Source organism: Mycolicibacterium arenosum (genome assembly GCF_024320865.1).
Lineage (GTDB): Bacteria > Actinomycetota > Actinomycetes > Mycobacteriales > Mycobacteriaceae > Mycobacterium > Mycobacterium arenosum.
The window spans coordinates 573960-596968 of the sequence record NZ_JANDBD010000004.1; the positions used below are offsets into that span (position 1 = coordinate 573960).

Consider the following 23009-nt stretch of genomic DNA (forward strand, 5'->3'; position numbering starts at 1 on the left):
CCTAGGGTCGGCACCATGCCAGCCCTTTCCAAGACTCCACCGGCCCGCCTGATGAACGCGATCGGACGTGTGCGCGCAGGACTCGGATTCCTGCGCCGTTCGGCGGTGCCGCCCAACGTCGCCCTACTCGAACTCGCGCAGGGCGCCTGGGTGACACAGGCGCTGTACGCCGCCGTCAAGTTGCGACTGGCCGACGAACTCGCCGACGGCCCCCTGTCCGCCGACGAACTGGCTCGGCGCGCGAACTCGGACGCGGGGGCGACCTACCGCGTCATGCGCGCACTCGCCGGCCAGGGGGTCTTCACGCTGCGCCGGGACGGCCGCTTCGCCCTCACTCGAATGGGGCGGATGCTGCGATCGGACGTCGACGGCTCCATGGCCCCGATGATCGCGATGGTGGGCAGCACCGAGCACTGGCAGCACTGGTCCGACCTGCTGTACTCGGTGCGGACGGGTCGCACCGCAGTCCAGAAGCAGCGCGGCGCAGAGATCTTCGAGTACCTCGAGACGAATCCCGAGTACGCCGCGATCTTCAACGACGCGATGACGGGCGTGTCGGCGATGGCGATCGAGGCTGCCGTCCCGGCATACGACTTCACCGATCGCCGCCTGATCGTCGACGTCGGCGGCGGCCACGGCGCCCTGCTGGTCGCCGTGCTGAAGGCAGCACCGTCCGCCGACGGCATGCTCTTCGACCTCCCGTCCGTGGCCGACGGTGGCCGCTCCGCAGTGCAGGCCTCCGGGTTGGCGCAGCGCTGCACCGTCGAGGGCGGGTCGTTCTTCGACTCAGTCCCCGCGGGCGGCGACACCTACCTGATGAAGACCGTGATTCACGACTGGGACGACGAGAAGGCACTGGCGATCCTGCGCAACGTGCGCGCGGCGATCGCCGACGACGGCAGGTTGCTGCTCTTCGAACTGGTGCTGCCCGAGGGCGCCCCGCCCCATCCCGGTCTGCTGCTCGACCTCGAGATGCTGGTGCATGCAGGCGGGCGTGAGCGAACCGGCGCCGAATACGCGAAGTTGTTGTCGCAGGCCGGTTTCCGCCAGACGCGCGTCATTGCGACCACCGGGCCGATGTCGATCGTCGAAGCCGTGCCAGCATGATGCGATGAGCCGCATCACCGTGTCGTCGGGATCTCCGTTCGAGGACCGCGTCGGGTACGTGCGGGCCGTGCGCAACGGGCCGCTCGTCGTCGTGGCGGGCACGACCGCACCCGGCGACGGCCCCGCTGAGCAAGCGCGGGAGGCGCTACGCCGCATCGAGGCCGCTCTCGTCGAGGCCGGAGCAACGCTGTCCGACGTCGTCCGCACGCGCATGTTCGTCACTGACATCAGTAGCTGGGAGAAGGTCGCGGACGTCCACGCCGAGGTGTTCGGTGACATCCGCCCCGTCGCCACGATGGTGGAGGTGTCGGCGTTGATCTCGCCGGAGTTGCTCGTCGAGATCGAGGTCGACGCTTACGTCGCGGGCTGATCGCCGATCTCGGCAAACACTCCGTCGGCGTCCGGAAGATAGCTCGTGACACTCATCACAGCGGCTAGCGGGAGTGGGCCGTACAGGTGCGGGAACACCATCGACTCCGGATCACCCGGTACGCCCGGCTCCCAGAGCACGGTGGCACCGAGCTCGGCGGGGTCGCACCACAGCACCACCACGTCGGTACGGCCGGCGAAGAGCCGGTTCGCGGGCAAATGCACTTGCTGAGGGGATGACATGTGGACGAAGCCGACATCCGCGAGCGATGGCGGCCGCCGCTCACCCGACTGCTGCGCCTGTTGCCATTCGTCGACCGTGCACAGGTGAAGCAGCACGGAACGGCCTGTGATCATCGCCTCAGTGTGAACGACCCGCAACCGGGGTAACGCGTGAGACACGACACACCGGTGAACGGCCGGGGAACAAGGCCAGAAGCAAAAACGTCTGAGACAGTAGAAGTACGAACGATTCGCACGAGCAGAAACGGAGGGGGCGCCATGAACGCAACTCTGACCAGTCCTGAACTGACACGGGCTGATCGCTGCGACCGCTGCGGCGCCGCCGCCCGCGTCCGTGCGAAGCTCCCCTCCGGCGCGGAGTTGCTGTTCTGCCAGCACCACGCCAACGAGCACGAGGCGAAGCTCGTCGAACTCGCAGCCGTGATCGAGGTCAGCCCGGTCGAGTCCTGACGGACTCACCGAACACCAGGGATTTTCGACCGAATAGGCACTCATCGGGAATGCTGGTCTGGTCATGACCGACCAGTCAGCGCCCGCCAAGCCGAATCGGCACCACGCCTGGCATCTTTTCAAGCGCACGCTCGGGAAGAGTTGGGACGACTCGATCTTCTCCGAGTCGGCGGCGGCGGCGTTCTGGTGCGCGCTGTCCCTGCCGCCGCTGCTGCTGGGCATGCTCGGCATGCTCGCTTACGTGGCACCGATATTCGGTCCTGACACGCTTCCGGTGATCGAGGACCGGATCATCAGCACGGCCAACAGCTTCTTCTCCCCCAACGTCGTCAACGAGGTCATCGAGCCGACGATTCGCGACATCGTCCAGACCGCGCGGGGCGAGGTCGTCTCGATCGGGTTCGTCATCTCGCTGTGGGCCGGCTCGTCAGCGGTATCGGCCTTCGTGGACTCGGTGGTCGAGGCGCACGATCAGACCGAGTTGCGCCACCCCGTCCGGCAGCGGTTCTACGCGCTGGGCCTCTACGTCATCAGCCTCGTCTTCGTGATCGCGACCGCGCCGCTGATCGCACTGGGCCCGATAAAGATCGCCGAATACCTGCCCGACAGTTGGGATTACGTGCTGCACTTCGGCTACTACCCGGTGCTGGTGCTCGGCCTCATGATCGTGATCCTGATCCTCTACCGGGTGGCACTGCCCCAGCCGCTGCCCTCGCATCGGCTGGTGGCGGGGGCGGTCCTCGCCGCGACAGTGTTCCTCATCGCGACGCTGGGACTGCGGTTCTACCTGACGTGGATCACCGAGACCGGCTACACCTACGGCGCGCTCGCCACGCCCATCGCGTTCCTGCTGTACGCGTTCTTCCTCGGTTTCGCGATCATGATGGGCGCGGAGTTGAACGCCGCCATTCAGGAGGAGTTCCCCGCCCCGGAAACGCATGCGCGCAGGTTCCGGGAGTGGATCGAGGAGAAGACCGACGAGGCCCGCAACGGCACCGCGGTGCCACCGGCGACCGTCAGCCCGACGACCGACGAGCCGCCGGCCCCGGCGGCTACTTCTTGAGCGACTCGTAGATCCGCTTGCAGTCCGGGCACACCGGCGATCCCGGCTTCGCGGACTTGGTGACGGGGAAGACCTCACCGCAGAGCGCGACGACGTGCGTGCCCATGACGGCGCTTTCCGCGATCTTGTTCTTCTTGACGTAGTGGAAGACCTTGGGAGTGTCGTCATCCGTGCCGTCGTCGACCTGTTCGTCGGTGTCGGTGCGCTCGATGGTCTGGGTGTCCATGACGTTCATTGTGCCCGGCCATACTTCGGTAAGAAACCCGATCGTTTGGCCCGTCCCAGATGTGGAACAGTGGGTGTATGAAGCAGGGCCAGGAGTTGGGTTTCGACGACGAGGGTCGGCCCGTGCTCATCACCCGCGCTGCCGTTCCCTACGAGGAACAGCACCGCGAGCGGGTCCGCAAGTACCTGAAGATCATGTCCTTCCGTATCCCGGCGCTGCTGCTGGCCGCCGGCGCGTACGGCCTCTGGCACAACGGATTGATCTCGCTGGCCATCCTGGTGGCGTCCATCCCGCTGCCCTGGATCGCCGTTCTGATCGCCAACGACCGGCCCCCGCGCCGGGCCGAGGAACCCCGCCGTTTCGATTCGCCACGGCGCATCCCACTGTTCCCCACTGCGGAGCGGCCGGCAATCGAAGCCGAGCCATCGCGTGGTGGGTACGAAACACCGCAACGGGATTCGACGGCGTCGCAGTACGACGTTCCCTGAGTTGGGATTTCTTGGTCGATTCTCAGCAGAAATTAAGGTCGGCGGGAAAAAACTGCAGGTCAGAAGGTGTGAAACCGAACGGTCGCGGGAACTCTCAGACCGTCACCGGCGTTGTAGCCAGTGACAGTTCCAGCCGATCAGGAGGCCGCAATGGCAAACGCCACCGCAACCCGTGAGAACAGCGATCTGGACGCCCAGAGCCCGGCCGCCGATCTCGTTCGGGTGTATCTCAACGGCATCGGCAAAACCGCGTTGCTCACCGCCGCAGACGAAGTCGAACTGGCCAAGCGGATCGAAGCAGGCCTTTACGCCAACCACGTGCTCGCGACGAAGAAGCGCCTCGGCGATACTCGCAAACGCGAGCTCGCAGCCGTGGTGCGCGACGGCGAAGCCGCCCGCCGCCACCTGCTCGAGGCCAACCTGCGCCTCGTCGTGTCCCTGGCGAAGCGCTACACCGGTCGCGGGATGCCGCTGCTCGATCTCATCCAGGAGGGCAACCTCGGTCTGATCCGCGCGATGGAGAAGTTCGACTACACGAAGGGGTTCAAGTTCTCCACGTACGCGACGTGGTGGATCCGTCAGGCGATCACGCGCGGCATGGCCGACCAGAGTCGCACCATCCGGCTGCCCGTCCACCTGGTCGAGCAGGTCAACAAGCTAGCCAGGATCAAGCGCGAGATGCATCAGAACCTCGGTCGCGAAGCCACCGACGAGGAACTGGCCGAGGAGTCGGGCATCCCCGTCGAGAAGATCACCGATCTGCTCGCGCACAGCCGCGACCCGGTCAGCCTCGACATGCCCGTCGGCAGCGACGAGGAGGCTCCGTTGGGCGACTTCATCGAGGACGCCGAGGCCATGTCCGCGGAGAACGCCGTGATCTCCGAGCTGTTGCACACCGACATCCGCCACGTGCTGGCCACGCTCGACGAGCGTGAGCAGCAGGTGATCCGGCTGCGATTCGGCCTGGACGACGGCCAGCCGCGCACGCTCGACCAGATCGGCAAGCTGTTCGGGTTGTCCCGTGAGCGTGTTCGTCAGATCGAACGCGAGGTCATGTCGAAACTTCGCCAGGGCGACCGCGCTGACAGGCTGCGCTCGTACGCGAGTTAGCCGATAATCCCTTTCAAGACCTGGTCCCCGCCGTGCCGTGGCGGGGGCCAGGTCGCTTTTCGGCCGGGTGTCGCTGCGGATGGACATCACACGGCGCGACGCCATGTTGCATCCCAGTTCGCGCGCTCGCCCCGGTAGACTCGGCCCAGACGGAGGGCGGCCATGAACGATCTGATCGATACCACCGAGATGTACCTGCGGACGATCTACGACCTCGAGGAAGAGGGCGTGGTGCCCCTGCGTGCCCGCATCGCGGAGCGGTTGGAGCAGAGCGGTCCGACGGTCAGCCAGACGGTGTCTCGGATGGAGCGCGACGGCCTGCTGCACGTGGCGGGTGACCGTCACCTCCAACTCACCGACAAGGGTCGCGCTCTCGCCATCTCGGTGATGCGCAAGCACCGCCTCGCCGAACGCCTCCTGGTCGACGTCATCGGACTGCCGTGGGAGGAAGTGCACGCCGAGGCCTGCCGCTGGGAGCACGTCATGAGCGAGGACGTCGAGCGTCGGCTGGTGAAGGTGCTCGACAACCCCACGACGTCACCCTTCGGCAACCCCATCCCCGGTCTGTCGGAACTCGGCGTCGCGTCGACCGGTGATGACGACGTGACGCTGGTACGGCTCACCGAATTGCCGAGCGGCTTCCCGATCGCGGTGCGCGTGCGTCAGCTCACCGAACACGTCCAGGGCGACACGGATCTGATCTACCGCTTGAAGGACGCCGGCGTGGTGCCGAATGCGCGTGTGACCGTTCAGGTTTCCGAGCACGGCAGCGTGATGATCGTAATCCCCGGCCACGAACAGGTCGAACTCCCCCACCACATGGCGCACGCCGTGAAGGTCGAGAAGGTCTAGCAGGCTCGCAGTCCGAACGGCGGCAACTCGACGCCGATGCGCTTGGCCATCCGGTAGCCGGTGCGGGCCAGTTCGCGAATCCGCTCGGGACGCATACCCGTCTGCAGCGCCTGATCGAGCAGGCGCGCCATCCGATGGTCCGGGTTCGCCTGCAGCGCGGCCTCCAGCGACACCCCCGCTAGCGGCCCGTCACCGCGGGTGTACGCCGTGAAAGCGAGCAGCACAAGCGCTTCCGATCGCCACGGGACGGGCAGCACCCGCGCAAGCATCGACCACAGCGCCTCCACCTGATCGCTGGTGCGGCCCACGCACAGCGCGTAGAGCGTGTCGCGGACGCGCGGATCGGTCAGCGCGCACGCGATCCTGGCGACGTCACCGTCGGTGACCGTCTCACCTTCGGCGAGTGCAGCGGCCGCGGCGATGACGTGTTCGACATCGCGCCGAGCCGCCGCTGCCGGGCGGTCGCCACCGCCGTGGCCGGCTTGCCCGATGAGATCGGCGAGACCCCGTGCGCGGTCGGCGTCGGTGGCGGCGACGATCTCGACGAGTTCGTCGCGCCTGCGGTAGAGGCGACGCCCGTCCAGCACCGCCGCAGCGGCGAGCGGCGACGCCGCGGGGTCGTCGACGACGCCGCTGTGACCGCACCCGTCGACGCAGTGCCACCGCCCGCCGTCGGCGATCCGGTCCACGACGTGGCCGGCCCACAGCACGACGCCGTGCGCGTCGAGCACCGCGGTCACCTCATCGGCGAGCAGTCGGTAGTCGTCGTTGCACATCCGGCAGGACGCACCGGCCCCGTCGACGAACACCAGTACCGCGAGGTCCGGGCCGCTGGATGCGGCGACCTCGGCCATCTGCCTGGCCGTGGACGCGGCGTCATCGGACAGGTCGGCCCGCATGGCGCAGCCGAGACCGTTGCGGTCCATGGTGACGAGCACCATCGACTGCTCGGGGACGAAGCCGAGCATCGCGGGCAGCGCGGCGATGAGGGTGCCGGGATGGTCGAGCCAGGGGCGGTACGCGTCGTAGGTGTCCATGCGGCGCACGCTGTCAGCGCGCGCAGACACCGAACACCCGCGTCGCCCGCCCCGGCGCCGCCCTGTGGACGAACTCGCGTCTGTGGATAGTTCATCCGCTGTCAACGCGTCCGGCATGCAAGGTGACACGAACCGGCGTAGACCTGTGTTCCATGGGTTCCATGCAGGAGTACGACCTCGTCGTCATCGGATCAGGGCCGGGCGGCCAGAAGGCTGCGATCGCCGCTGCGAAGCTCGGCAAGTCGGTCGCGATCATCGAACGCGGCCGCATGCTCGGCGGCGTGTGCGTCAACACGGGAACCATCCCCAGCAAGACCCTGCGCGAGGCCGTCGTCTACCTCACCGGTATGAGCCAGCGCGAGCTCTACGGCGCCAGCTACCGCGTCAAGGAGAAGATCACCCCGGCCGACCTGTTGGCGCGCACGCAGCACGTCATCGGCAAGGAGATCGACGTGGTGCGCTCACAGCTGATGCGCAACCGCATCGAGCTCTACGTCGGGCACGCGCGCTTCATCGACGAGCACACCATCCACGTCGACGATCCCAACCGGGCCGAGCGCATCACGGTCAGCGGCCGCTACATCGTCATCGCCACGGGCACGCTGCCCGCCCGGCCGGTGGGCATCGAGTTCGACACCGATCGGGTACTCGACTCCGACGGCATCCTCGATCTCAGGTCCATCCCCACGTCGATGGTCGTCGTCGGCGCGGGTGTCATCGGCATCGAGTACGCGTCGATGTTCGCCGCACTCGGAACCAAGGTGACCGTGGTCGAGAAGCGGGACAACATGCTCGAGTTCTGCGACCCCGAGATCATCGAGGCGCTGAAATTCCACCTGCGCGATCTCGCGGTCACGTTCCGCTTCGGCGAAGAGGTCACCGCCGTCGACGTCGGATCATCCGGCACCGTAACGACTTTGGCCAGCGGCAAGCAGATTCCAGCGGAGACGGTGATGTACTCCGCCGGGCGCCAGGGCCAGACCGCACACCTGGATCTGGCCAACGCGGGGCTGGAGGCCGACAACCGCGGCCGCATCTTCGTCGACGACGACTACCAGACCAAGGTCGACCACATCTACGCCGTCGGCGACGTCATCGGCTTCCCCGCTCTGGCGGCGACGTCGATGGACCAGGGCAGACTCGCCGCCTACCACGCCTTCGGCGAACCCTGTAAGGGCATGACGGAACTCCAGCCGATCGGGATCTACTCCATCCCCGAGGTGTCCTACGTCGGCGCCACCGAGGTCGACCTCACCAAGGACTCGATCCCCTACGAGGTCGGCGTCTCGCGGTACCGCGAGCTGGCGCGCGGCCAGATCGCGGGCGACTCGTACGGCATGCTGAAGCTGCTGGTGTCCACAGAGGATCTGCGGCTGCTCGGCGTCCACATCTTCGGCACCAACGCCACCGAGATGGTGCACATCGGGCAGGCCGTCATGGGCTGCGGTGGCACGGTCGAGTACCTGGTCGACGCCGTGTTCAACTATCCGACGTTCTCGGAGGCCTACAAGGTCGCAGCACTGGACGTGATGAACAAGTTGCGGGCGCTGAACCAGTTCAGGGCCTAGCAGTCGTCGTCGAACACCGTCGGCGCGGTATCGCCGTGGCCGCCCTGCTCGGCACGGGCCAGCACCTGCCGGACGCGGGAGTCGAACGGCGCCGAGTACGACACGTTCTCGTCGCAGCCGCCCCCCTCGAGGCCGCCGACGACGCCGGTGACGGTGGCGGATCCGGCCACCCACGGCGACCCGCTGGTGCCGGCGACCAACCCCGCGCACGGGAGTTCGGGGAACACCCCGTGCATCGTGGTGTGCGCGCGGCAGCCCAGTTGGTCGCCGCCGACGCCGAACGCATAGCCGTGCACCGTCACCTCGGTGCCGGTCGGCGGCGCCTCCCCCAGCGAGAGCCCGGTGCCGACTCGGTCTTCGATCCGTCCTCCGCCGTCCCGACTGACACGCGCAATGGCGAAGTCCACCAACGGATCTCGGCCCTCTACCCACCGCGGATCCAGGTACACCTCGTCGACGGTCCAGAAGTCGTCGGCGCCCGAGTCGTCGGCGAAACCGGGAACGAAGTAGGTATCCACGCCGTCGGCGAGGCAGTGCGCGGCGGTGAGGATGAGGTCGCCTGCCGGCGTATCGAGCACCGAACCGCTGCACACGTGCAGCGTCTGCCCACCCGCGAACACGGCACCGATCCTCGGATCGGGCGCGATCTCCTCCGCTGTCGACTCGTCCGACGGCGACGCCTCGGCGGCCGGACCCACAGCGGTCGGCGCTCGGGTCGGTGCGGGGCCCGAGCACGCGGCGACCAGCACCGTCAGCACGGCCGCCGGCAACCTCCTCGCGATACTCATCAGGATCGATCCTGCCCGAACCCGACAAGACGGGCACTGCGCGGAATGCGGGACCACCGGAATCCCGTTCACACGGTTCAACGCCCCTGTAGCGGCAATCCCGCCGCGATACGGGACACTGGAGCTCACGAGGAGGCAAGCGCATGGCCGACAACCCAGAACAGCACTACCAGCCCGACCAGAGCGGGATGTACGAGCTGGAGTTCCCCGCCCCGCAGCTGTCCGCTGCCGACGGTCGCGGGCCGGTGATGATCCACGCCCTCGAGGGGTTCTCCGACGCCGGCCACGCCATCAAACTCGCCGCCGCCCAACTCAAGGACACCCTGGACACCGAGTTGGTCGCGTCGTTCGCCATCGACGACCTGCTGGACTACCGGTCGCGCAGACCGCTGATGACGTTCAAGACCGACCACTTCACGGGCTACGACGATCCGCAGCTGAATCTGTACGCCCTGCACGACAGCGTGGGCACGCCGTTTCTGCTGCTAGCCGGTCTGGAACCCGATCTGCGGTGGGAGCGGTTCATCACCGCCGTCCGACTGCTCGCGGAGCGGCTGGGGGTCCGTCAGACCATCGGACTGGGCACCATCCCGATGGCCGTGCCGCACACCCGGCCGATCACGATGACGGCCCATTCCACGAACAAGGACCTGATCGCCGACCACGAGCCGTGGGTGGGCGAGGTGCAGGTGCCCGCGAGCGTGTCGAACCTGCTGGAGTACCGGTTCGCACAGCACGGGCACGAAGCCGTCGGCTTCACCGTCCACGTGCCGCACTACCTGGCGCAGACGGACTACCCGCCCGCTGCCGAGGCGTTGCTGGCTCAGGTGGCCCGCACGGCCGCGCTCGATCTGCCGCTCAACGCTCTGACCAGTGCCGGAGCCGAGGTGCACGACAAGATCAACGAGCAGGTGGAGTCCAGCCCGGAGGTCGCTCAAGTGGTGACGGCGCTTGAGCGCCAGTACGATGCGTTCGTCGCCGCTCAGGAGAACCGCAGCTTGCTGGCGCGTGACGAGGACCTGCCCAGCGGGGAGGAACTCGGCGCCCAGTTCGAGGAATTTCTCGCCCAGCAGACCGGCGACGAGCCCACCGGCGACGACGGCGGTACGCCTCCGTCGTAACCGGTCCGACGGCGGCGAGGAGTCGGCCATCATGACGAAGCGCAAGCCCAACCTGCGTACGGTGCGCGAGGTCACGCCCACGCTGCGGTTCCAGACCATCCACGGCTATCGACGGGCCTTTCGCATCGCGGGCACGGGACCGGCGATCCTGTTGATCCACGGCATCGGCGACAACTCGACGACGTGGGACGTCGTCCAGAGCAAGCTCGCGCAGCGCTACACCGTGATCGCCCCCGATCTGCTCGGTCACGGACAGTCCGATAAACCGCGCGCCGACTACTCGGTCGCGGCGTACGCCAACGGCATGCGCGACTTGCTGAGCGTCCTCGACATCGAGCGGGTGACCGTCGTCGGCCACTCGCTGGGCGGCGGCGTCGCCATGCAGTTCGCGTACCAGTTCCCGCAACTGGTGGATCGGCTGATCCTCGTCGGTGCGGGGGGCGTGACCAAGGACGTCAACGTCGCGCTGCGCATCGCGTCGATGCCGCTGGGCAGCGAGGCGCTGGCTCTGCTGCGCCTACCGCTGATCCTGCCCGCCCTGCAACTGTTCGGGCGGGTCGGCGGCGCGGTGTTCGGGCAGACCGGCCTCGGCCGCGACATCCCGGAGGCGCTGCGCATCCTCGAGGCCCTGCCCGAGCCGACGGCCTCGTCGGCCTTCGCGCGCACGTTGCGCGCCGTGGTGGACTGGCGCGGCCAGGTCGTCACGATGCTCGACCGATGTTATCTGACGGAATCCGTTCCCGTGCAGCTCATCTGGGGCGAGTGCGACTCGGTGATCCCCATGGCGCACGCCCTCATGGCGCACGCGGCCATGCCCGGCTCCCAGCTCGAGATATTCGAGGGCTCCGGCCATTTCCCGTTCCGCGACGATCCGGAGCGGTTCTGCGAGCTGGTCGAGAAGTTCATCGACTCCACCGAGCCCGCGGTGTACGACCAGGACATGCTGCGCAGCCTGCTCCGCAGCGGCACCAACGAGGGAACGCTGTCCGGTCCCATCGACACCAGGGTCGCGGTCCTCGACGCGATGGGCCACGACGAGCGCAGCGCCACCTGACCGATAGCATTCGGGCATGGCCGTCGATGTCAGCGTGCTGCGGGTGTTCACCGACGCCGAGGGCAACCACGGCAATCCGCTGGGAGTGGTCGACGCACGACTGGTGGCGCCCGCCGACCGGCAGGCCGTCGCCGCCGAACTCGGTTACAGCGAAACGATTTTCATCGAGATCCCGGCGACCGGTGCCGACAGCGCAGGAGCGCACATCTTCACGCCGACCACTGAACTGCCCTTCGCCGGACACCCCACCGTCGGCGCGGCGTGGTGGCTGAAGCAGCGCGGCACGACCGTCGCGACGCTGCAGGTACCCGCCGGCGCGGTGGCGGTCGAGCACGGCGACGAGTTCACGTTCATCAGGGCGCGCGCCGAGTGGGCCCCGGACTTCGGGATCTACGAGTTCGACTCCGTCGATGAGGTGCTCGCCGCGGATCCCGACGCCTACGGCGATGACGTCGAGCACTACGTGTGGGCCTGGATCGACCGTGACGCGGGAACGATCCGGTCGCGACTCTTCGCGAGCCACTTGGGTATTCGGGAGGACGAGGCGACCGGTGCGGGTGCGGTGCGGATCGCCGCGCACCTGGGTCGCGACCTGGACATCACCCAGGGCAGGGGTTCACAGCTGATCGCCCGTTGGGACCCGCAGGGCTGGGTGACGGTGGCCGGCCGCGTCGTCGACGACGGGGTGCGGCGCCTCGTCTGAGACGGCGGGTCAGCCGTTGGTCGGGATCCGGCGGTGGGCGCGCAGCGCCTCGATCTCGCGCTCGAAGTCGTCGGCCGAGGAGAACGACCGGTACACCGACGCGAAGCGCAGGTAGGCGACCTCGTCGAGATCCCGCAACGGGCCGAGGATGGCGAGACCGACTTCGTTGCTCGGCACCTCGGGAGAACCGGCGGCACGCACCGCGTCCTCGACCTGCTGGGCGAGCAGCATCAGCGCGTCGTCGTCGACGGCGCGACCCTGGCACGCCCGGCGCACGCCCTTGATGACCTTCTCGCGGCTGAACGGCTCAGTGGCGCCGCTGCGTTTGACAACCGCGAGCACCGCCGTTTCCACCGTGGTGAAGCGACGCCCGCATTCCGGACACGACCGGCGCCGGCGGATCGCCTGGCCCTCATCGGCCTCGCGGGAGTCGACCACTCGGGAATCGGGATGGCGACAGAAGGGACAGTGCATCACCGCTCCTTCGCCGCGCGCGCCTACCTGGGTCGCATACGAGCGTACCGTCGCACGGGAGCACGATTCACGGCGCATGGTCGAGCGTCAGCCGACCGGTGCGATCAGCGTCTGCCCGGCGGCGACGGCGGACGTGTCGAGCTTGTTGAGCTCGCGGATCTCATCCACCATCGCGCCGGCCGGCGCGTCCGGCGCGATCCGCTGGGCGAGCTGCTGCAGCGTCTCCCCCGTCTGCACCTGCACCACCGCGAGCCTGGTGGGCACCGCGGCCGGCGTCTCGGCCGATCCGGTGGTCTCGCCGAGCTGTGCGACCAGTCCGAGCCACACGGTGATGGCCGCCGCGACGAGAGCGAGGACCACGGTGCTCGCCGGGGTCAGGGGCCGCCTGCGGTGCGAGGCGCGCGACATCAGGACGCCGGTGCCGCGGTGCGGCATCGCCGCTCCCTGTGGGCGGTGGGCGCGGGGCCGCCGACGCACGTCGGGGCGTGGCCGAGCCGGGCGAACGACCAGGTCGGTAGGGGTTTCGCGGGTGATGATCGTCATGTCCTTGGCCTTCCTCGAGGAAGCGGCTTTCGCTCCTGTGTTCGAAACTGTAATCGCTCACGTGTTCGATGAATAGAACATGTGATCGAACTGTTGCAAACGCTATCTCGGGCCACCGACAGAAAACCGGCGCACGACACGCCTCGAACACATGTTTGATTAATGGTCGGGATGCGACTAGATTCGCCGCCATGAGCGACACGGACGGCACACCGCGCGACGCGAGCCTGACCGAACGACAGCGCACCATCCTCGAGGTCATTCGCACCTCGGTCACCACCCGCGGTTATCCGCCGAGCATCCGCGAGATCGGCGACGCGGTCGGCCTGACCTCCACGTCCTCGGTCGCCCACCAACTGCGCACACTCGAGCGCAAGGGCTATCTGCGCCGCGACCCGAACAGGCCGCGTGCGGTCGACGTGCGCACCGCCGAGGACGTGGCCGCGGCCGTCACCACCGACGTCGTCGGGTCCGACGCGCTACCCGAGCCCACGTACGTGCCGGTGCTCGGACGCATCGCCGCGGGCGGCCCGATCCTGGCGGAGGAGGCCGTCGAGGACGTCTTCCCCCTGCCGCGTGAACTCGTCGGCGAGGGCTCGCTGTTCCTGCTGAAGGTCGTCGGCGAGTCGATGATCGACGCCGCGATCTGCGACGGCGACTGGGTGGTCGTGCGCCAGCAGAACGTGGCCGACAACGGCGACATCGTCGCGGCGATGATCGACGGCGAGGCCACCGTGAAGACCTTCAAGCGCACCCGCGGCCAGGTGTGGCTGATGCCGCACAACCCGCTGTTCGATCCGATCCCCGGCAATGACGCGGCGGTCCTCGGGAAGGTCGTCACCGTCATCCGCAAGGTCTGACGAGCGGGCGGTTCAGCCCTTCTCGAAGCCGTTGGTCAACGCGAATTCCTCGCTGGAGAACCAGATCTCGGCCCGCGCCTGCTGGTAGCGGCTGCTTCCCGGCAGCAGGTACAGGCCCGATTTGGTGTCGGCTTTGATCGGATAACCCTCGGGTGCGGTGTACTGGTCGTCGCCGGCGAGCCGGAACGCCGTCCGAGTAGCGGTCGTCTCCGAGAGCGTGATCGCCGCGTGCCTGCCGCTCGGCGGCCCGCTCGCGAGCTGGTCGTCCGGATCGTCCTCCACGGTCGATGCGGTTCGATCGGCCGACGGCGTTGCGACCCCGACCGATTCGATGTCCATCCGGCTGGTCTCGGCGTCCACCTCGGCGGGCTCCGCCTCGATCCGCGTCGGCGCGGTGTCGATCGCATCCTCGTCCTCGGCGAACACCGGGTCGGCATCGGCGGCGGGCTGCGGCGCCGGGTCGGGAGCGGGTTCGTCGACCACCTTCGCAGCCGGCTCCGCCGCGGCGGGCGTACCCCGGTCGACCGGCATGGCCCACATGCTGGCGGGGGTGTACGGCGAGTCGTCTCCCGCGTCGACGATCGGCAGCGGGCCCGACTCGGCGTCTCGATGCGCGATCGGGTGCAGTTCGTCGAGGTCGTCGAAATCGTCGTGGTGATCATCACCGTCGTCGTGGACGTGGTGGTCGTCGTCGTAGTCGTCGAACCGGTCCAGCGGATCCCGGTTGTCGTGATCGCGCCGACGCCGATTCAGCACGATGCCGACGATGACCGCGACCAGCAGCAGCGCGAGCGGGACGATCGCCAGCAGCCACCACTGCTGCCACTGGTACCACTTGTCGCCACCCGCTGCCGGCTCGTCCTGGGCCGCGGGCGCCTCCGGGGTCGACCCGAGTCCGGGGACTTCGAGGCCGGAGAGCTGGGATGCCAGGCTGCCGGGTTCGGTGCTGAACTCGCCGGTGGCCTTGTTCCACGAGATGGCCCCGCCGCTGAACTTCTGCGTGACGACGTCGCCGTTCTCGGACTGATCGGCCGTCGGTGCGCCGAGGTCGCCGGTCGCGCCTCCGAGCTTCGACCACGCCGCGTTCATCGCTCCGCGCACGATCACGGCGCCGAAGTCGGGGGTCCAGAAGATCACCGGCTTGTCGTCCGCGGCGAACGTCACGATCGAACTGGACGGCCGCAGCCCGCCATCGCCCTCACTGCTGGTGGGGAAGCCGAGATCACCTTCCGGCCCGCCGACGCTCTGGTACTTGGCCAGGATCTGCCCGGTGACGACGTTGGCGCCCGTCTCGGGGCTGTAGTAGATCGTGCCGCCGGCGAAGTTCTGGCCGACGCCGGTATCGCCGACCTTGTACTGGGCGCCCTCCTCGACGCCGAGGGGGCCCATCGAACCGCCGGCCGCCCGGCGTGCCGCCGCGATGGCGGTGGTCACGTCGCCGGGTATGGCGAGCCCGGTGAGCTGCTGCGCCAGTTCCGGTGGGGTCGAGGTGAACTCCCCCGTCTTGCGGTTCCACGTCAGTTGGCCGCCGGTGAAGTCCTGCGAGACGACGTCGCCGCGGTACATCTCGTCGTCCGACGGCACGCCGAGCACGCCCGCCGAACCACCGAGCTTGTCCCAGGCGGCGTTGATCGCGCCGCGGACGACGCGCGCCCCGGTGTCCGGGGTCCAGAAGATGACCGGGTTGTCGGCCGCACTGAAGGTGGTGTTGCGGCTGTTGGGTGCCCGCCCGGCACCCTCGTCGATGTTCGGGAAGCCCAGATCGCTGTCGACGGGGCCGCCCAGCGAGAGGTACTTGTCCAGGATCGCGCCGGTCATGATGTGCGCGCCGACATCGGGGGTGAAGTAGATGCGACCGCCCGCGAAGTTCTGGCCGAAGCCCTCGCCCACGGGGTAGACGCCGCCGTCCTTGACGCCGAGCGGACCAGCCGCGCCACCGCCCGCATCCCAGGCGGCGGTGATCGCTCCGTCCGCGTCACTGGCCGGGTCCGCCAGCGCGGACGGGGACACCAGGAACGCGACGGTCAGCACCGCCAGTAGGGCTGTGGCGGCACGCGTCATCGTCGTGCCCACCGGGTTTCGCAACCGGGTCATCAATCCTCCCCGCGATCGGAGCCAGGTGCCCCGCAAACCATCGCGCCCGTCAACTCTGCTTCAGTCGACGTCCATCTTGGTGGATAACCACGCCATCATGGCAATCCGGTTCGCCGAGACAGCCGTGTCGGCGAAGCGGACCGGGGCGCGTACGGCGCGCCGGCGGAGGCGAAACCCCAGGTCGGGGCTCCACATGACGGTGATCAGACGCCCAGACTGCGCCCGATGATCTCCTTCATGATCTCGGTCGTGCCGCCGTAGATCGTCTGAATCCGGGAGTCCAGGAAGGCGCGTGCCACCGGATACTCGCGCATGTAGCCGTATCCGCCGTGCAGTTGCAGGCAGCGGTCGTTCAACCGGACCTGCGCCTCCGTGGCGTACCACTTGGCCATCGCGGCCTGCTCGACGCTGAGCTTCTCCTCGAGGTGCAGCGCGATGAACTCGTCGACCATGATGCGCACGACCGTGGCCTCGGTCGCCAGCTCAGCGAGGGTGAAGCGGGTGTTCTGGAAGCTGCCGATGGGCTTGCCGAAGGCCTTGCGGTCCTTCGTGTACTGCAGGGTCTGCTCGAGCACCCCTTCCATGCCGGCCGCGGCCATGATGGCGATGCTGATGCGCTCCTGGGGCAGGTTCTGCATCAGGTAGATGAAGCCCTGCCCCTCCTCGCCGAGCAGGTTCTCGGCCGGCACCTTCACGTCGGTGAACGACAGCTCGGCGGTGTCCTGAGCCTCGAGGCCGATCTTGTCGAGGTGCCGCCCGCGCTCGAAGCCCTCCATCCCGCGCTCGACCACCAGGAGGCTGAAGCCCAGGGCGCCCTTCTCGGGATCGGTGCACGCCACGACGATCACCAGGTCGGAGTGAATACCGTTCGTGATGAACGTCTTCGAGCCGTTGAGCACCCAGCTGCCGTCCTCCTGCTTGACGGCGCGCGTCTTGATGCCCTGCAGATCGCTACCGGTGCCGGGCTCGGTCATCGCGATCGCCGTGATCAGTTCGCCCGAGCAGAAGCCGGGCAGCCACCGCTGCTTCTGCTCGTCGGTCCCCAGCCGGAGCAGGTACGGCGCGATGATGTCGTTCTGCAGCGGGAAGCCGAGACCGCCGTAGCGGCCCTGGGTGGTCTCCTCGGTGATGATCACGTTGTAGCGGAAGTCCGGATTGCCGCCGCCGCCGTACTCCTCCGGCACGGCCATGCCCAGGAAGCCCTGCTTGCCGGCCTCCAGCCAGACGCCCCGGTCGACGATCTTGTCCTTCTCCCACTGGTCGTGGAACGGCGCGACGTGACGCTCCAGGAAGGCGCGGTACGACTCGCGGAACAGCTCGTGCTCGGGTTCGAACAGGGTGCGGTCGTACTTGATGACCTGGCTGGAAGAGCCCACGGATAGACCTCCGGATCGGGAATCGGAATGTGTCACGACGATATACCAGCCAACCGGATGGTTGATACCCGCGGTACCGGTCGGGAGCCGCCGCCGCGCCTAAGCTGAAGCCCATGTCGGGTCGGACCAGCCTCACGCACTGGGGCGGCTTCTCCGCCGACGTCCGCGACGGCGACATCGCGTCGGTCCGCCCACTGGCGGGCGACGCCGATCCCTCCCCCCTGCTGGGCAACCTGCCGGGATCGGTGACCCACCGCTCGCGCGTCGCGGGACCCGCGGTGCGACGCGGCTGGCTCGACGACGGTCCCGGCCCCAGCGAGCGACGGGGCTACGACGAGTTCGTCGCCGTGTCGTGGGACGAACTCACCGAACTCCTCGCGAACGAACTGAGACGCGTCGTCGACGAACACGGCAACGAGGCGATCTACGGCGGTTCCTACGGTTGGGCCAGCGCCGGACGCTTTCACCACGCGCAGAGCCAGGTGCATCGGTTCCTGAAACTGCTTGGCGGATACACCTTCTCCCGGCACTCCTACAGCCTCGGCGCCACCGGCGTCATCATGCCGCGTGTCGTCGGCACCCACGACGACCTCTTCCGTCGATCCACTCACTGGGACGTCATCGCCGAGCACACGGACCTCCTGGTGTGTTTCGGTGGCGTGGGCCTCAAGAACACGGCCGTGAAAGACGGTGGTACGACGGCGCATCCCGCCCGCGACGCCCTGGCGCGGTTCCGGAATCGCGGCGGGCGCATCGTGTCGTTCTCCCCGCTGCGCGACGACGTCGTCGGCGACTGCCAGTGGCTGGCCCCGTCGCCGGGCACCGATGTCGCGATCATGCTCGCGCTCGCCTTCGTGCTCGCGACCGAGGGGCTGGCGGATCGCGCCTTCCTGGCCGAGTACTGCTTCGGCTACGACATCTTCGAGCGCTACCTGCTCGGCACCGCGGACGGCGTCCCGAAATCCCCCGCCTGGGCGGAATCGATCTGCGGCGTCACTGCCGAGGAACTGACCGAGTTGGCCCGGCGGATGGCCTCGGGCCGCACCATCGTCACGGTGAGCTGGTCACTGCAGCGCACCAGGCACGGCGAGCAGGCCCCGTGGATGGGCGTCACGCTGGCGGCGATGCTTGGCCAGATCGGGCTGCCGGGAGGCGGTTTCGGGCACGGCTACGGCTCGATGAACGAGAACGGGCTCGCTCCGCTGCGCTGCCGGCTGCCGTCGCTGCCCCAGGGCCTCAACCCCGTTCGCACCTTCATCCCGGTGGCCGCGGTGACCGACATGCTCCTGCATCCCGGCGAGCGCTTCGACTACAACGGTGAGTCGCTCACCTATCCCGACATCCGGCTGGTGTACTGGGCAGGCGGTAACCCGTTCCACCACCACCAGAACATCCCCCGACTGCGGCGCGCCCTGGCACGGCCGGACACGATCGTGGTGCACGACCCGTACTGGACGGCGATGGCCAAGCACGCCGACATCGTGGTGCCCTCCACCACGGCCTACGAACGCGAGGATTTCTCCGGCTCGCGCAACGATCCGCTGCTGATGGCGATGCCCGCTCTGGTGCCGCCCCACGAGCAGGCCCGCGACGACTACACGACCTTCTCCGAGTTGGCCGATGCGCTGGGCTTCGGGGAGCGGTTCACCGAGGGACGGTCAGCGCGGCAGTGGCTTGTTCACCTCTACGAGAAGTGGTCTGCGGAACTGGCTTTCGCCATCCCGTCGTTCGAGGAGTTCTGGGCGGCCGGCCGGCTGCGACTGCCAGTCGAGGACGGGTTGACGCTGTTCGCCGAGTTCCGCGCCGATCCGGTCAGCCACGCGCTGGGCACCCCCAGCGGGCGCATCGAGATCTTCTCCCCCGACATCGACGCGTTCGGTTACGCCGACTGCGCGGGGCACCCGTCGTGGTTCGAGCCCGACGAGTGGCTCGGCGGGGTCCGAGCAGGACGTTTCCCGCTGCTGCTGCTCGCCAATCAGCCGGCCACGCGGCTGCACGGTCAGCTCGACGGCGGCACCACCAGCAAGGCGTCGAAGATCCAAGGGCGCGAACCGATCCGGATGCATCCGGCCGATGCCGCGACGCGTGGAGTCGAGGCGGGCGACGTGGTACGCGTGTTCAACGACCGCGGCTCGTGCCTGGCCGGCGTGGTGCTCGACGAGGGTCTGCGCCGCAGTGTCGTGCAGCTGTCGACGGGCGCGTGGTACGACCCGCTGGATGCGGCCGACCCCGACTCGATGTGCGTGCACGGCAACCCCAACGTGCTGACCGCCGACGTCGGCACGTCGGCTCTGGCCAAGGGCTGCACCGGCGCGCACGTGCTGGTCGAGATCGAGAGGTTCACGGGGGCGCTGCCCCCGGTGCGCGCGCACGAACCCCCGGTTGTCCGAACCCGCCCCTGACGCGCGCGGTGCGGCGATACTCCCCCGATGGGGCTCTGGAACGCGTACGTCACACGGAAGACCCGGCAGTGGGACGCGAAGTCGCCGGAGGAACGCGCCGCGGTCGTCGCGAAGATGACCGAGCGGCAGCAGGCGGACGAGCAACGCCGTGCGGCGGTCGCCGACGGCGTCGACGCCGAATGGGAGCGCAACCGCGCCGAGCACCGGGCCCGGTTGGACGCCGAGGTTCTCGGCGGCCCGGCGGGCGCGCACATCCACGGCATCGTGCCCGACGTCCCCCGGCCCAGCGAGGTGCTGCGCAACCCGCCGTCCGTCGAGGCCGAGATTCGGAACTCGCTGCAGGGGCTGAGGGAGACCGCGCTTGATCTCGCGAATGCCAAGGGGCTGTTGGGGATCGGCAGCGAATTCGGTCCCGACCTGACCCCGGAGCAACGTCGACAGGTCGAACATCGCGAACGAGCGGCCCGTGACACCGCACGCCACCCGTATCTCGCGCCGGACCGCATCCCGCCGGCGATCACCAGGATCGCGACGCGCGGTGACAGCCAGTTCGAGGACGTGGCGGCGTTTCTCGCGCGCACCGGGCTCGCGGCGCGCCCCGATCTGGTGTTCGGGCTCTACCGGGTGCCCGACCGGCTCGACCCGAAGATGCCGGGCTCGGAGGCCAGCCGCGTCGTCGAGTGGGACGTCGTGCACACGGCCCACGCTTCGGCCCGATCTCTGCCGCCCGCGCACCCGCCGCGCCGGTACCGCTTCGACGGCGAGACGCGATGGGTGTCACGGCGCAAAGGTGAGCGGGCCGTCCTCGACGAGGACCTGGCGATCGCGTGGCTGTCGTCGGTGCGGATCGGCCCGGAACGCTGCCTCGGGGTGGCCCGCGAGGTCGTCATGCAACTCAGCGACGGCTGGTTCGGCGACAGCGACGTGGCCAACCCCGACGCGGACGTGTTCGCGCGCGTGCAGGGCGTCAGCGTGCTGCTCGCCGCGGACGTTCCCGCACCCGCCGGCGAGGTCGCCGTGCCGTCCGACGGCGTGCCGGGTACCCACGTCGAGGTGCTGAACTGGGGGGCGGTGGCTCGAGCGGTGCATCCCCGGCCACAGCGGCCACCGGAGGCGCCGTCGCCGTTCCCGTATCTGCCGTCGTCGGGCCAGGAGGTGCTCACGGCGTATCTGGAGATCGTGGGCGTGCGGCCCGCCGACTGCTACGCCGCGCAGGTGACCATCGACCGGTTCCGCGAATGCGGCGAAGTCCGCAATCGCACTGACGGTCAGCTCTCGATGGCGACGTTGAAGCTCACCGACGCCGTCGAACTCCCGTGCGCCGACGGCACGCCGAGGCGGCGGCTGCACGCCGGAACCCGGGTGGTGATCGCCTATCGGGACAGCCCGGCGTACGCGGACGGGCGGCGCCGCTGGGCCGACTACCAAAGCGACGTGCTGTTCGCCCGGCTGCACCTGCAGACCGAGGCGCGCCGCCGGATCGCCGACGCTCACGCGGACCTCGGGGTCCTCGGCGGGCTGGTACGGGGCGTCGAGCGGCTCGACAACGCCTACGATCGGCTGACGAGCTTCGGCGCGAAAGCACCGGCGCACAAGCGTTTTGAGAACCAGAACCGGTACTGCGAGCCGTTGGGCTAGAACGTCGCGTACTCGCGCAGGCTGGCGGCCAGCGCGACCGGCACCCTGGCCTTGATCCTGGTGCCGGACTCGGTGTGCTCGGTGGCGTCGATCCGGCCGTCGGCGTGCACGCGCGCGACGAGGTCGCCGCGGTCGTACGGGATCGTGACGTCGACGGTGCTGTCGGTCGCCTCGACGAGCTCACCCATCCGCGACCGCAGCTTCTCGAGGCCGTCACCGGTGCGCGCCGACACGAAGACCGCGTCGGGCAGGGCACGGCGCAACTGCGCCAGCATCAACCCGCTGGCCGCGTCCGTCTTGTTGACCACCAGCAGTTCGGTCGGCGGCGCGATGTCGTACTCCGCCACCACCTCGTTGACCACCTGCCGGACGGCGTTGATCTGCGCCAGCGGATTGACGTCGGAGCCGTCCACGACGTGCACCAGCAGGTCGGCGTCGACGACCTCCTCCAGCGTGGAGCGGAACGCCTCGACCAACTGCGTCGGCAGGTGCCGCACGAACCCGACGGTGTCGGTCAGGACGAAGGGCCTGCCGTCCTCGAAATGTCCACGACGCGTAGTCGGTTCGAGGGTGGCGAACAACGCGTTCTCCACCAGGACCCCGGCTCCGGTGAGCGCGTTGAGCAGGCTGGACTTACCCGCGTTGGTGTAGCCGACGATCGCGACCGACGCGACCTCGCTGCGCCGCCTTCCGCTGCGCTGCGTGTCACGGATCTTCTTCATGTCCTTGATGTCGCGCCGCAACTTGGCCATCCGCTCGCGGATGCGACGGCGATCGGTTTCGATCTTGGTCTCGCCCGGTCCGCGCGTGCCCACGCCACCGCCCGCGCCGCCCGCGCGGCCGCCCGCCTGGCGCGACATCGACTCACCCCAGCCGCGCAGCCTCGGCAGCATGTACTCCATCTGCGCATAGGCCACCTGCGCCTTGCCCTCGCGGCTGGTGGCGTGCTGGGCGAAGATGTCGAGGATCAGCGCAGTGCGGTCGATGACCTTGACCTTGACGATCTTCTCCAGCGCGTTGAGCTGGCCGGGTGTCAGCTCGCCGTCGAAGATGACGGTGTCGGCACCGGTGGCCACGACGATGTCCCGTAGCTCCTGGGCCTTGCCGGAACCGATGTAGGTGCCCGCGTCGGGTTTGTCGCGCCGCTGCACCAGGCCCTCGAGCACCTCGGAGCCCGCGGTCTCGGCGAGTGCGGCGAGTTCCGCCATGCTGGCATCGGCGTCGGCGGCGCTGCCCTCGGTCCACACGCCGACCAGCACCACGCGTTCGAGGCGAAGTTGGCGGTACTCGACTTCGGAGACGTCGGTGAGCTCGGTTCCCAGCCCGGCGACGCGGCGCAGGGCGGCGCGGTCTTCGAGGGCGAGTTCGCCGGTACTGGGGGTGGTGGGATCAGGAAATGTCATAGGCGAATACAGGTTCGCACGGAATTCGGTGTTCATGCAC

23 protein-coding genes are annotated in these 23009 nt (G+C 68.5%); 14 read left to right on the top strand and 9 right to left on the bottom strand.

Features of this window, described 5'->3' with window-relative positions; translation table 11 throughout:
- Positions 1 to 15: 15 nt before the first annotated feature.
- Positions 16 to 1107, top strand: a complete 1092-nt coding sequence (locus NM203_RS12925; protein WP_255060321.1) for a methyltransferase — start codon at positions 16 to 18, stop codon at positions 1105 to 1107.
- 4 nt (positions 1108 to 1111) lie between these two features.
- Positions 1112 to 1477, top strand: coding sequence for a RidA family protein (locus NM203_RS12930; RefSeq protein WP_255060323.1), 366 nt, complete (start codon positions 1112 to 1114; stop codon positions 1475 to 1477).
- Here the strand turns inward: NM203_RS12930 and NM203_RS12935 are convergent.
- A complete protein-coding gene (locus tag NM203_RS12935) occupies positions 1462 to 1833 on the bottom strand; it encodes a DUF952 domain-containing protein (RefSeq protein ID WP_255060324.1) in 372 nt (123 codons plus the stop codon). The two genes, NM203_RS12930 and NM203_RS12935, sit on opposite strands and share 16 nt — an antisense overlap.
- Before the next feature lie 144 nt (positions 1834 to 1977).
- On the opposite strand from NM203_RS12935, the gene NM203_RS12940 reads away from it, so the two are divergent.
- Positions 1978 to 2169 (top strand): DUF7455 domain-containing protein, encoded by a 192-nt coding sequence (locus tag NM203_RS12940; protein ID WP_255060326.1) that lies wholly within the window; start codon positions 1978 to 1980, stop codon positions 2167 to 2169.
- Positions 2170 to 2233: 64 nt separating this feature from the next.
- Entirely contained in the window at positions 2234 to 3232 is a 999-nt protein-coding gene (locus NM203_RS12945) for a YihY/virulence factor BrkB family protein (protein ID WP_255060327.1), read from the top strand.
- Here the strand turns inward: NM203_RS12945 and NM203_RS12950 are convergent.
- Positions 3222 to 3458: a DUF3039 domain-containing protein gene (locus tag NM203_RS12950; protein ID WP_255060328.1), complete on the bottom strand. Its 237-nt coding sequence runs from the start codon at positions 3456 to 3458 to the stop codon at positions 3222 to 3224. The genes NM203_RS12945 and NM203_RS12950 overlap by 11 nt on opposite strands.
- A gap of 77 nt (positions 3459 to 3535) precedes the next feature.
- On the opposite strand from NM203_RS12950, the gene NM203_RS12955 reads away from it, so the two are divergent.
- From NM203_RS12955 to NM203_RS12965, 3 genes are all read left to right on the top strand, one after another.
- The gene (locus tag NM203_RS12955; protein WP_255060329.1) at positions 3536 to 3946 is read left to right on the top strand and encodes a DUF3099 domain-containing protein; all 411 of its coding nucleotides are present in this window, start codon (positions 3536 to 3538) and stop codon (positions 3944 to 3946) included.
- Positions 3947 to 4096: 150 nt separating this feature from the next.
- Positions 4097 to 5056: a sigma-70 family RNA polymerase sigma factor gene (locus tag NM203_RS12960; RefSeq protein WP_255060331.1), complete on the top strand. Its 960-nt coding sequence runs from the start codon at positions 4097 to 4099 to the stop codon at positions 5054 to 5056.
- Between the two features lie 162 nt (positions 5057 to 5218).
- The gene (locus tag NM203_RS12965) at positions 5219 to 5908 is read left to right on the top strand and encodes an iron-dependent transcriptional repressor DtxR (protein WP_255060332.1); all 690 of its coding nucleotides are present in this window, start codon (positions 5219 to 5221) and stop codon (positions 5906 to 5908) included.
- Here NM203_RS12965 and NM203_RS12970 read toward each other — a convergent pair.
- Positions 5905 to 6945 carry a DUF4192 domain-containing protein gene (locus NM203_RS12970; protein ID WP_255060333.1) on the bottom strand — a complete coding sequence of 347 codons (1041 nt, stop codon included), beginning with the start codon at positions 6943 to 6945 and terminating at the stop codon, positions 5905 to 5907. The two genes, NM203_RS12965 and NM203_RS12970, sit on opposite strands and share 4 nt — an antisense overlap.
- A 152-nt stretch (positions 6946 to 7097) precedes the next feature.
- Here NM203_RS12970 and sthA point away from each other — a divergent pair, with 152 nt between their 5' ends.
- Positions 7098 to 8513: a Si-specific NAD(P)(+) transhydrogenase gene (gene sthA / locus NM203_RS12975; protein ID WP_255060334.1), complete on the top strand. Its 1416-nt coding sequence runs from the start codon at positions 7098 to 7100 to the stop codon at positions 8511 to 8513.
- Here the strand turns inward: sthA and NM203_RS12980 are convergent.
- Complete coding sequence (locus NM203_RS12980) at positions 8510 to 9301, bottom strand: trypsin-like serine peptidase (protein ID WP_255060335.1); 792 nt, start codon at positions 9299 to 9301, stop codon at positions 8510 to 8512. The two genes, sthA and NM203_RS12980, sit on opposite strands and share 4 nt — an antisense overlap.
- Positions 9302 to 9444: 143 nt before the next feature.
- Between NM203_RS12980 and NM203_RS12985 the strand changes: the two genes are divergently transcribed.
- The 3 genes from NM203_RS12985 to NM203_RS12995 are packed head-to-tail and all read left to right on the top strand — an operon-like array spanning position 9445 to position 12179.
- A complete protein-coding gene (locus NM203_RS12985) occupies positions 9445 to 10422 on the top strand; it encodes a proteasome assembly chaperone family protein (protein WP_255060336.1) in 978 nt (325 codons plus the stop codon).
- A 31-nt stretch (positions 10423 to 10453) separates the two neighbouring features.
- Positions 10454 to 11476, top strand: a complete 1023-nt coding sequence (locus NM203_RS12990; protein ID WP_255060337.1) for an alpha/beta fold hydrolase — start codon at positions 10454 to 10456, stop codon at positions 11474 to 11476.
- A gap of 16 nt (positions 11477 to 11492) precedes the next feature.
- Positions 11493 to 12179, top strand: coding sequence for a PhzF family protein (locus NM203_RS12995; protein WP_255060338.1), 687 nt, complete (start codon positions 11493 to 11495; stop codon positions 12177 to 12179).
- 9 nt (positions 12180 to 12188) lie between these two features.
- Here NM203_RS12995 and nrdR read toward each other — a convergent pair whose 3' ends face one another.
- Both nrdR and NM203_RS13005 read right to left on the bottom strand, forming a co-directional pair.
- Positions 12189 to 12653 carry a transcriptional regulator NrdR gene (gene nrdR, locus NM203_RS13000; RefSeq protein ID WP_255060339.1) on the bottom strand — a complete coding sequence of 155 codons (465 nt, stop codon included), beginning with the start codon at positions 12651 to 12653 and terminating at the stop codon, positions 12189 to 12191.
- Positions 12654 to 12740: 87 nt separating this feature from the next.
- Positions 12741 to 13196 carry a LysM peptidoglycan-binding domain-containing protein gene (locus NM203_RS13005; protein WP_255060340.1) on the bottom strand — a complete coding sequence of 152 codons (456 nt, stop codon included), beginning with the start codon at positions 13194 to 13196 and terminating at the stop codon, positions 12741 to 12743.
- A 191-nt stretch (positions 13197 to 13387) separates the two neighbouring features.
- Between NM203_RS13005 and lexA the strand changes: the two genes are divergently transcribed.
- Complete coding sequence (gene lexA / locus NM203_RS13010; protein ID WP_255060341.1) at positions 13388 to 14056, top strand: transcriptional repressor LexA; 669 nt, start codon at positions 13388 to 13390, stop codon at positions 14054 to 14056.
- A gap of 12 nt (positions 14057 to 14068) precedes the next feature.
- Here the strand turns inward: lexA and NM203_RS13015 are convergent, their stop codons facing one another.
- Together NM203_RS13015 and NM203_RS13020 are read right to left on the bottom strand one after the other, a co-directional pair.
- Positions 14069 to 16150, bottom strand: a complete 2082-nt coding sequence (locus NM203_RS13015) for an LGFP repeat-containing protein (protein ID WP_255060342.1) — start codon at positions 16148 to 16150, stop codon at positions 14069 to 14071.
- A 203-nt stretch (positions 16151 to 16353) separates the two neighbouring features.
- Positions 16354 to 17526 (bottom strand): acyl-CoA dehydrogenase family protein, encoded by a 1173-nt coding sequence (locus NM203_RS13020; protein WP_255060343.1) that lies wholly within the window; start codon positions 17524 to 17526, stop codon positions 16354 to 16356.
- 113 nt (positions 17527 to 17639) lie between these two features.
- Here NM203_RS13020 and NM203_RS13025 point away from each other — a divergent pair, with 113 nt between their 5' ends.
- Both NM203_RS13025 and NM203_RS13030 read left to right on the top strand, forming a co-directional pair.
- Positions 17640 to 19928: a molybdopterin guanine dinucleotide-containing S/N-oxide reductase gene (locus NM203_RS13025; RefSeq protein ID WP_255060344.1), complete on the top strand. Its 2289-nt coding sequence runs from the start codon at positions 17640 to 17642 to the stop codon at positions 19926 to 19928.
- Positions 19929 to 19955: 27 nt separating this feature from the next.
- Positions 19956 to 21566 (top strand): hypothetical protein, encoded by a 1611-nt coding sequence (locus tag NM203_RS13030; RefSeq protein ID WP_255060346.1) that lies wholly within the window; start codon positions 19956 to 19958, stop codon positions 21564 to 21566.
- Here NM203_RS13030 and hflX read toward each other — a convergent pair.
- On the bottom strand, positions 21563 to 22969 hold the full coding sequence (gene hflX / locus NM203_RS13035; RefSeq protein WP_255060347.1) for a GTPase HflX: 1407 nt from the start codon (positions 22967 to 22969) through the stop codon (positions 21563 to 21565). The genes NM203_RS13030 and hflX overlap by 4 nt on opposite strands.
- Positions 22970 to 23009 lie beyond the last annotated feature (40 nt).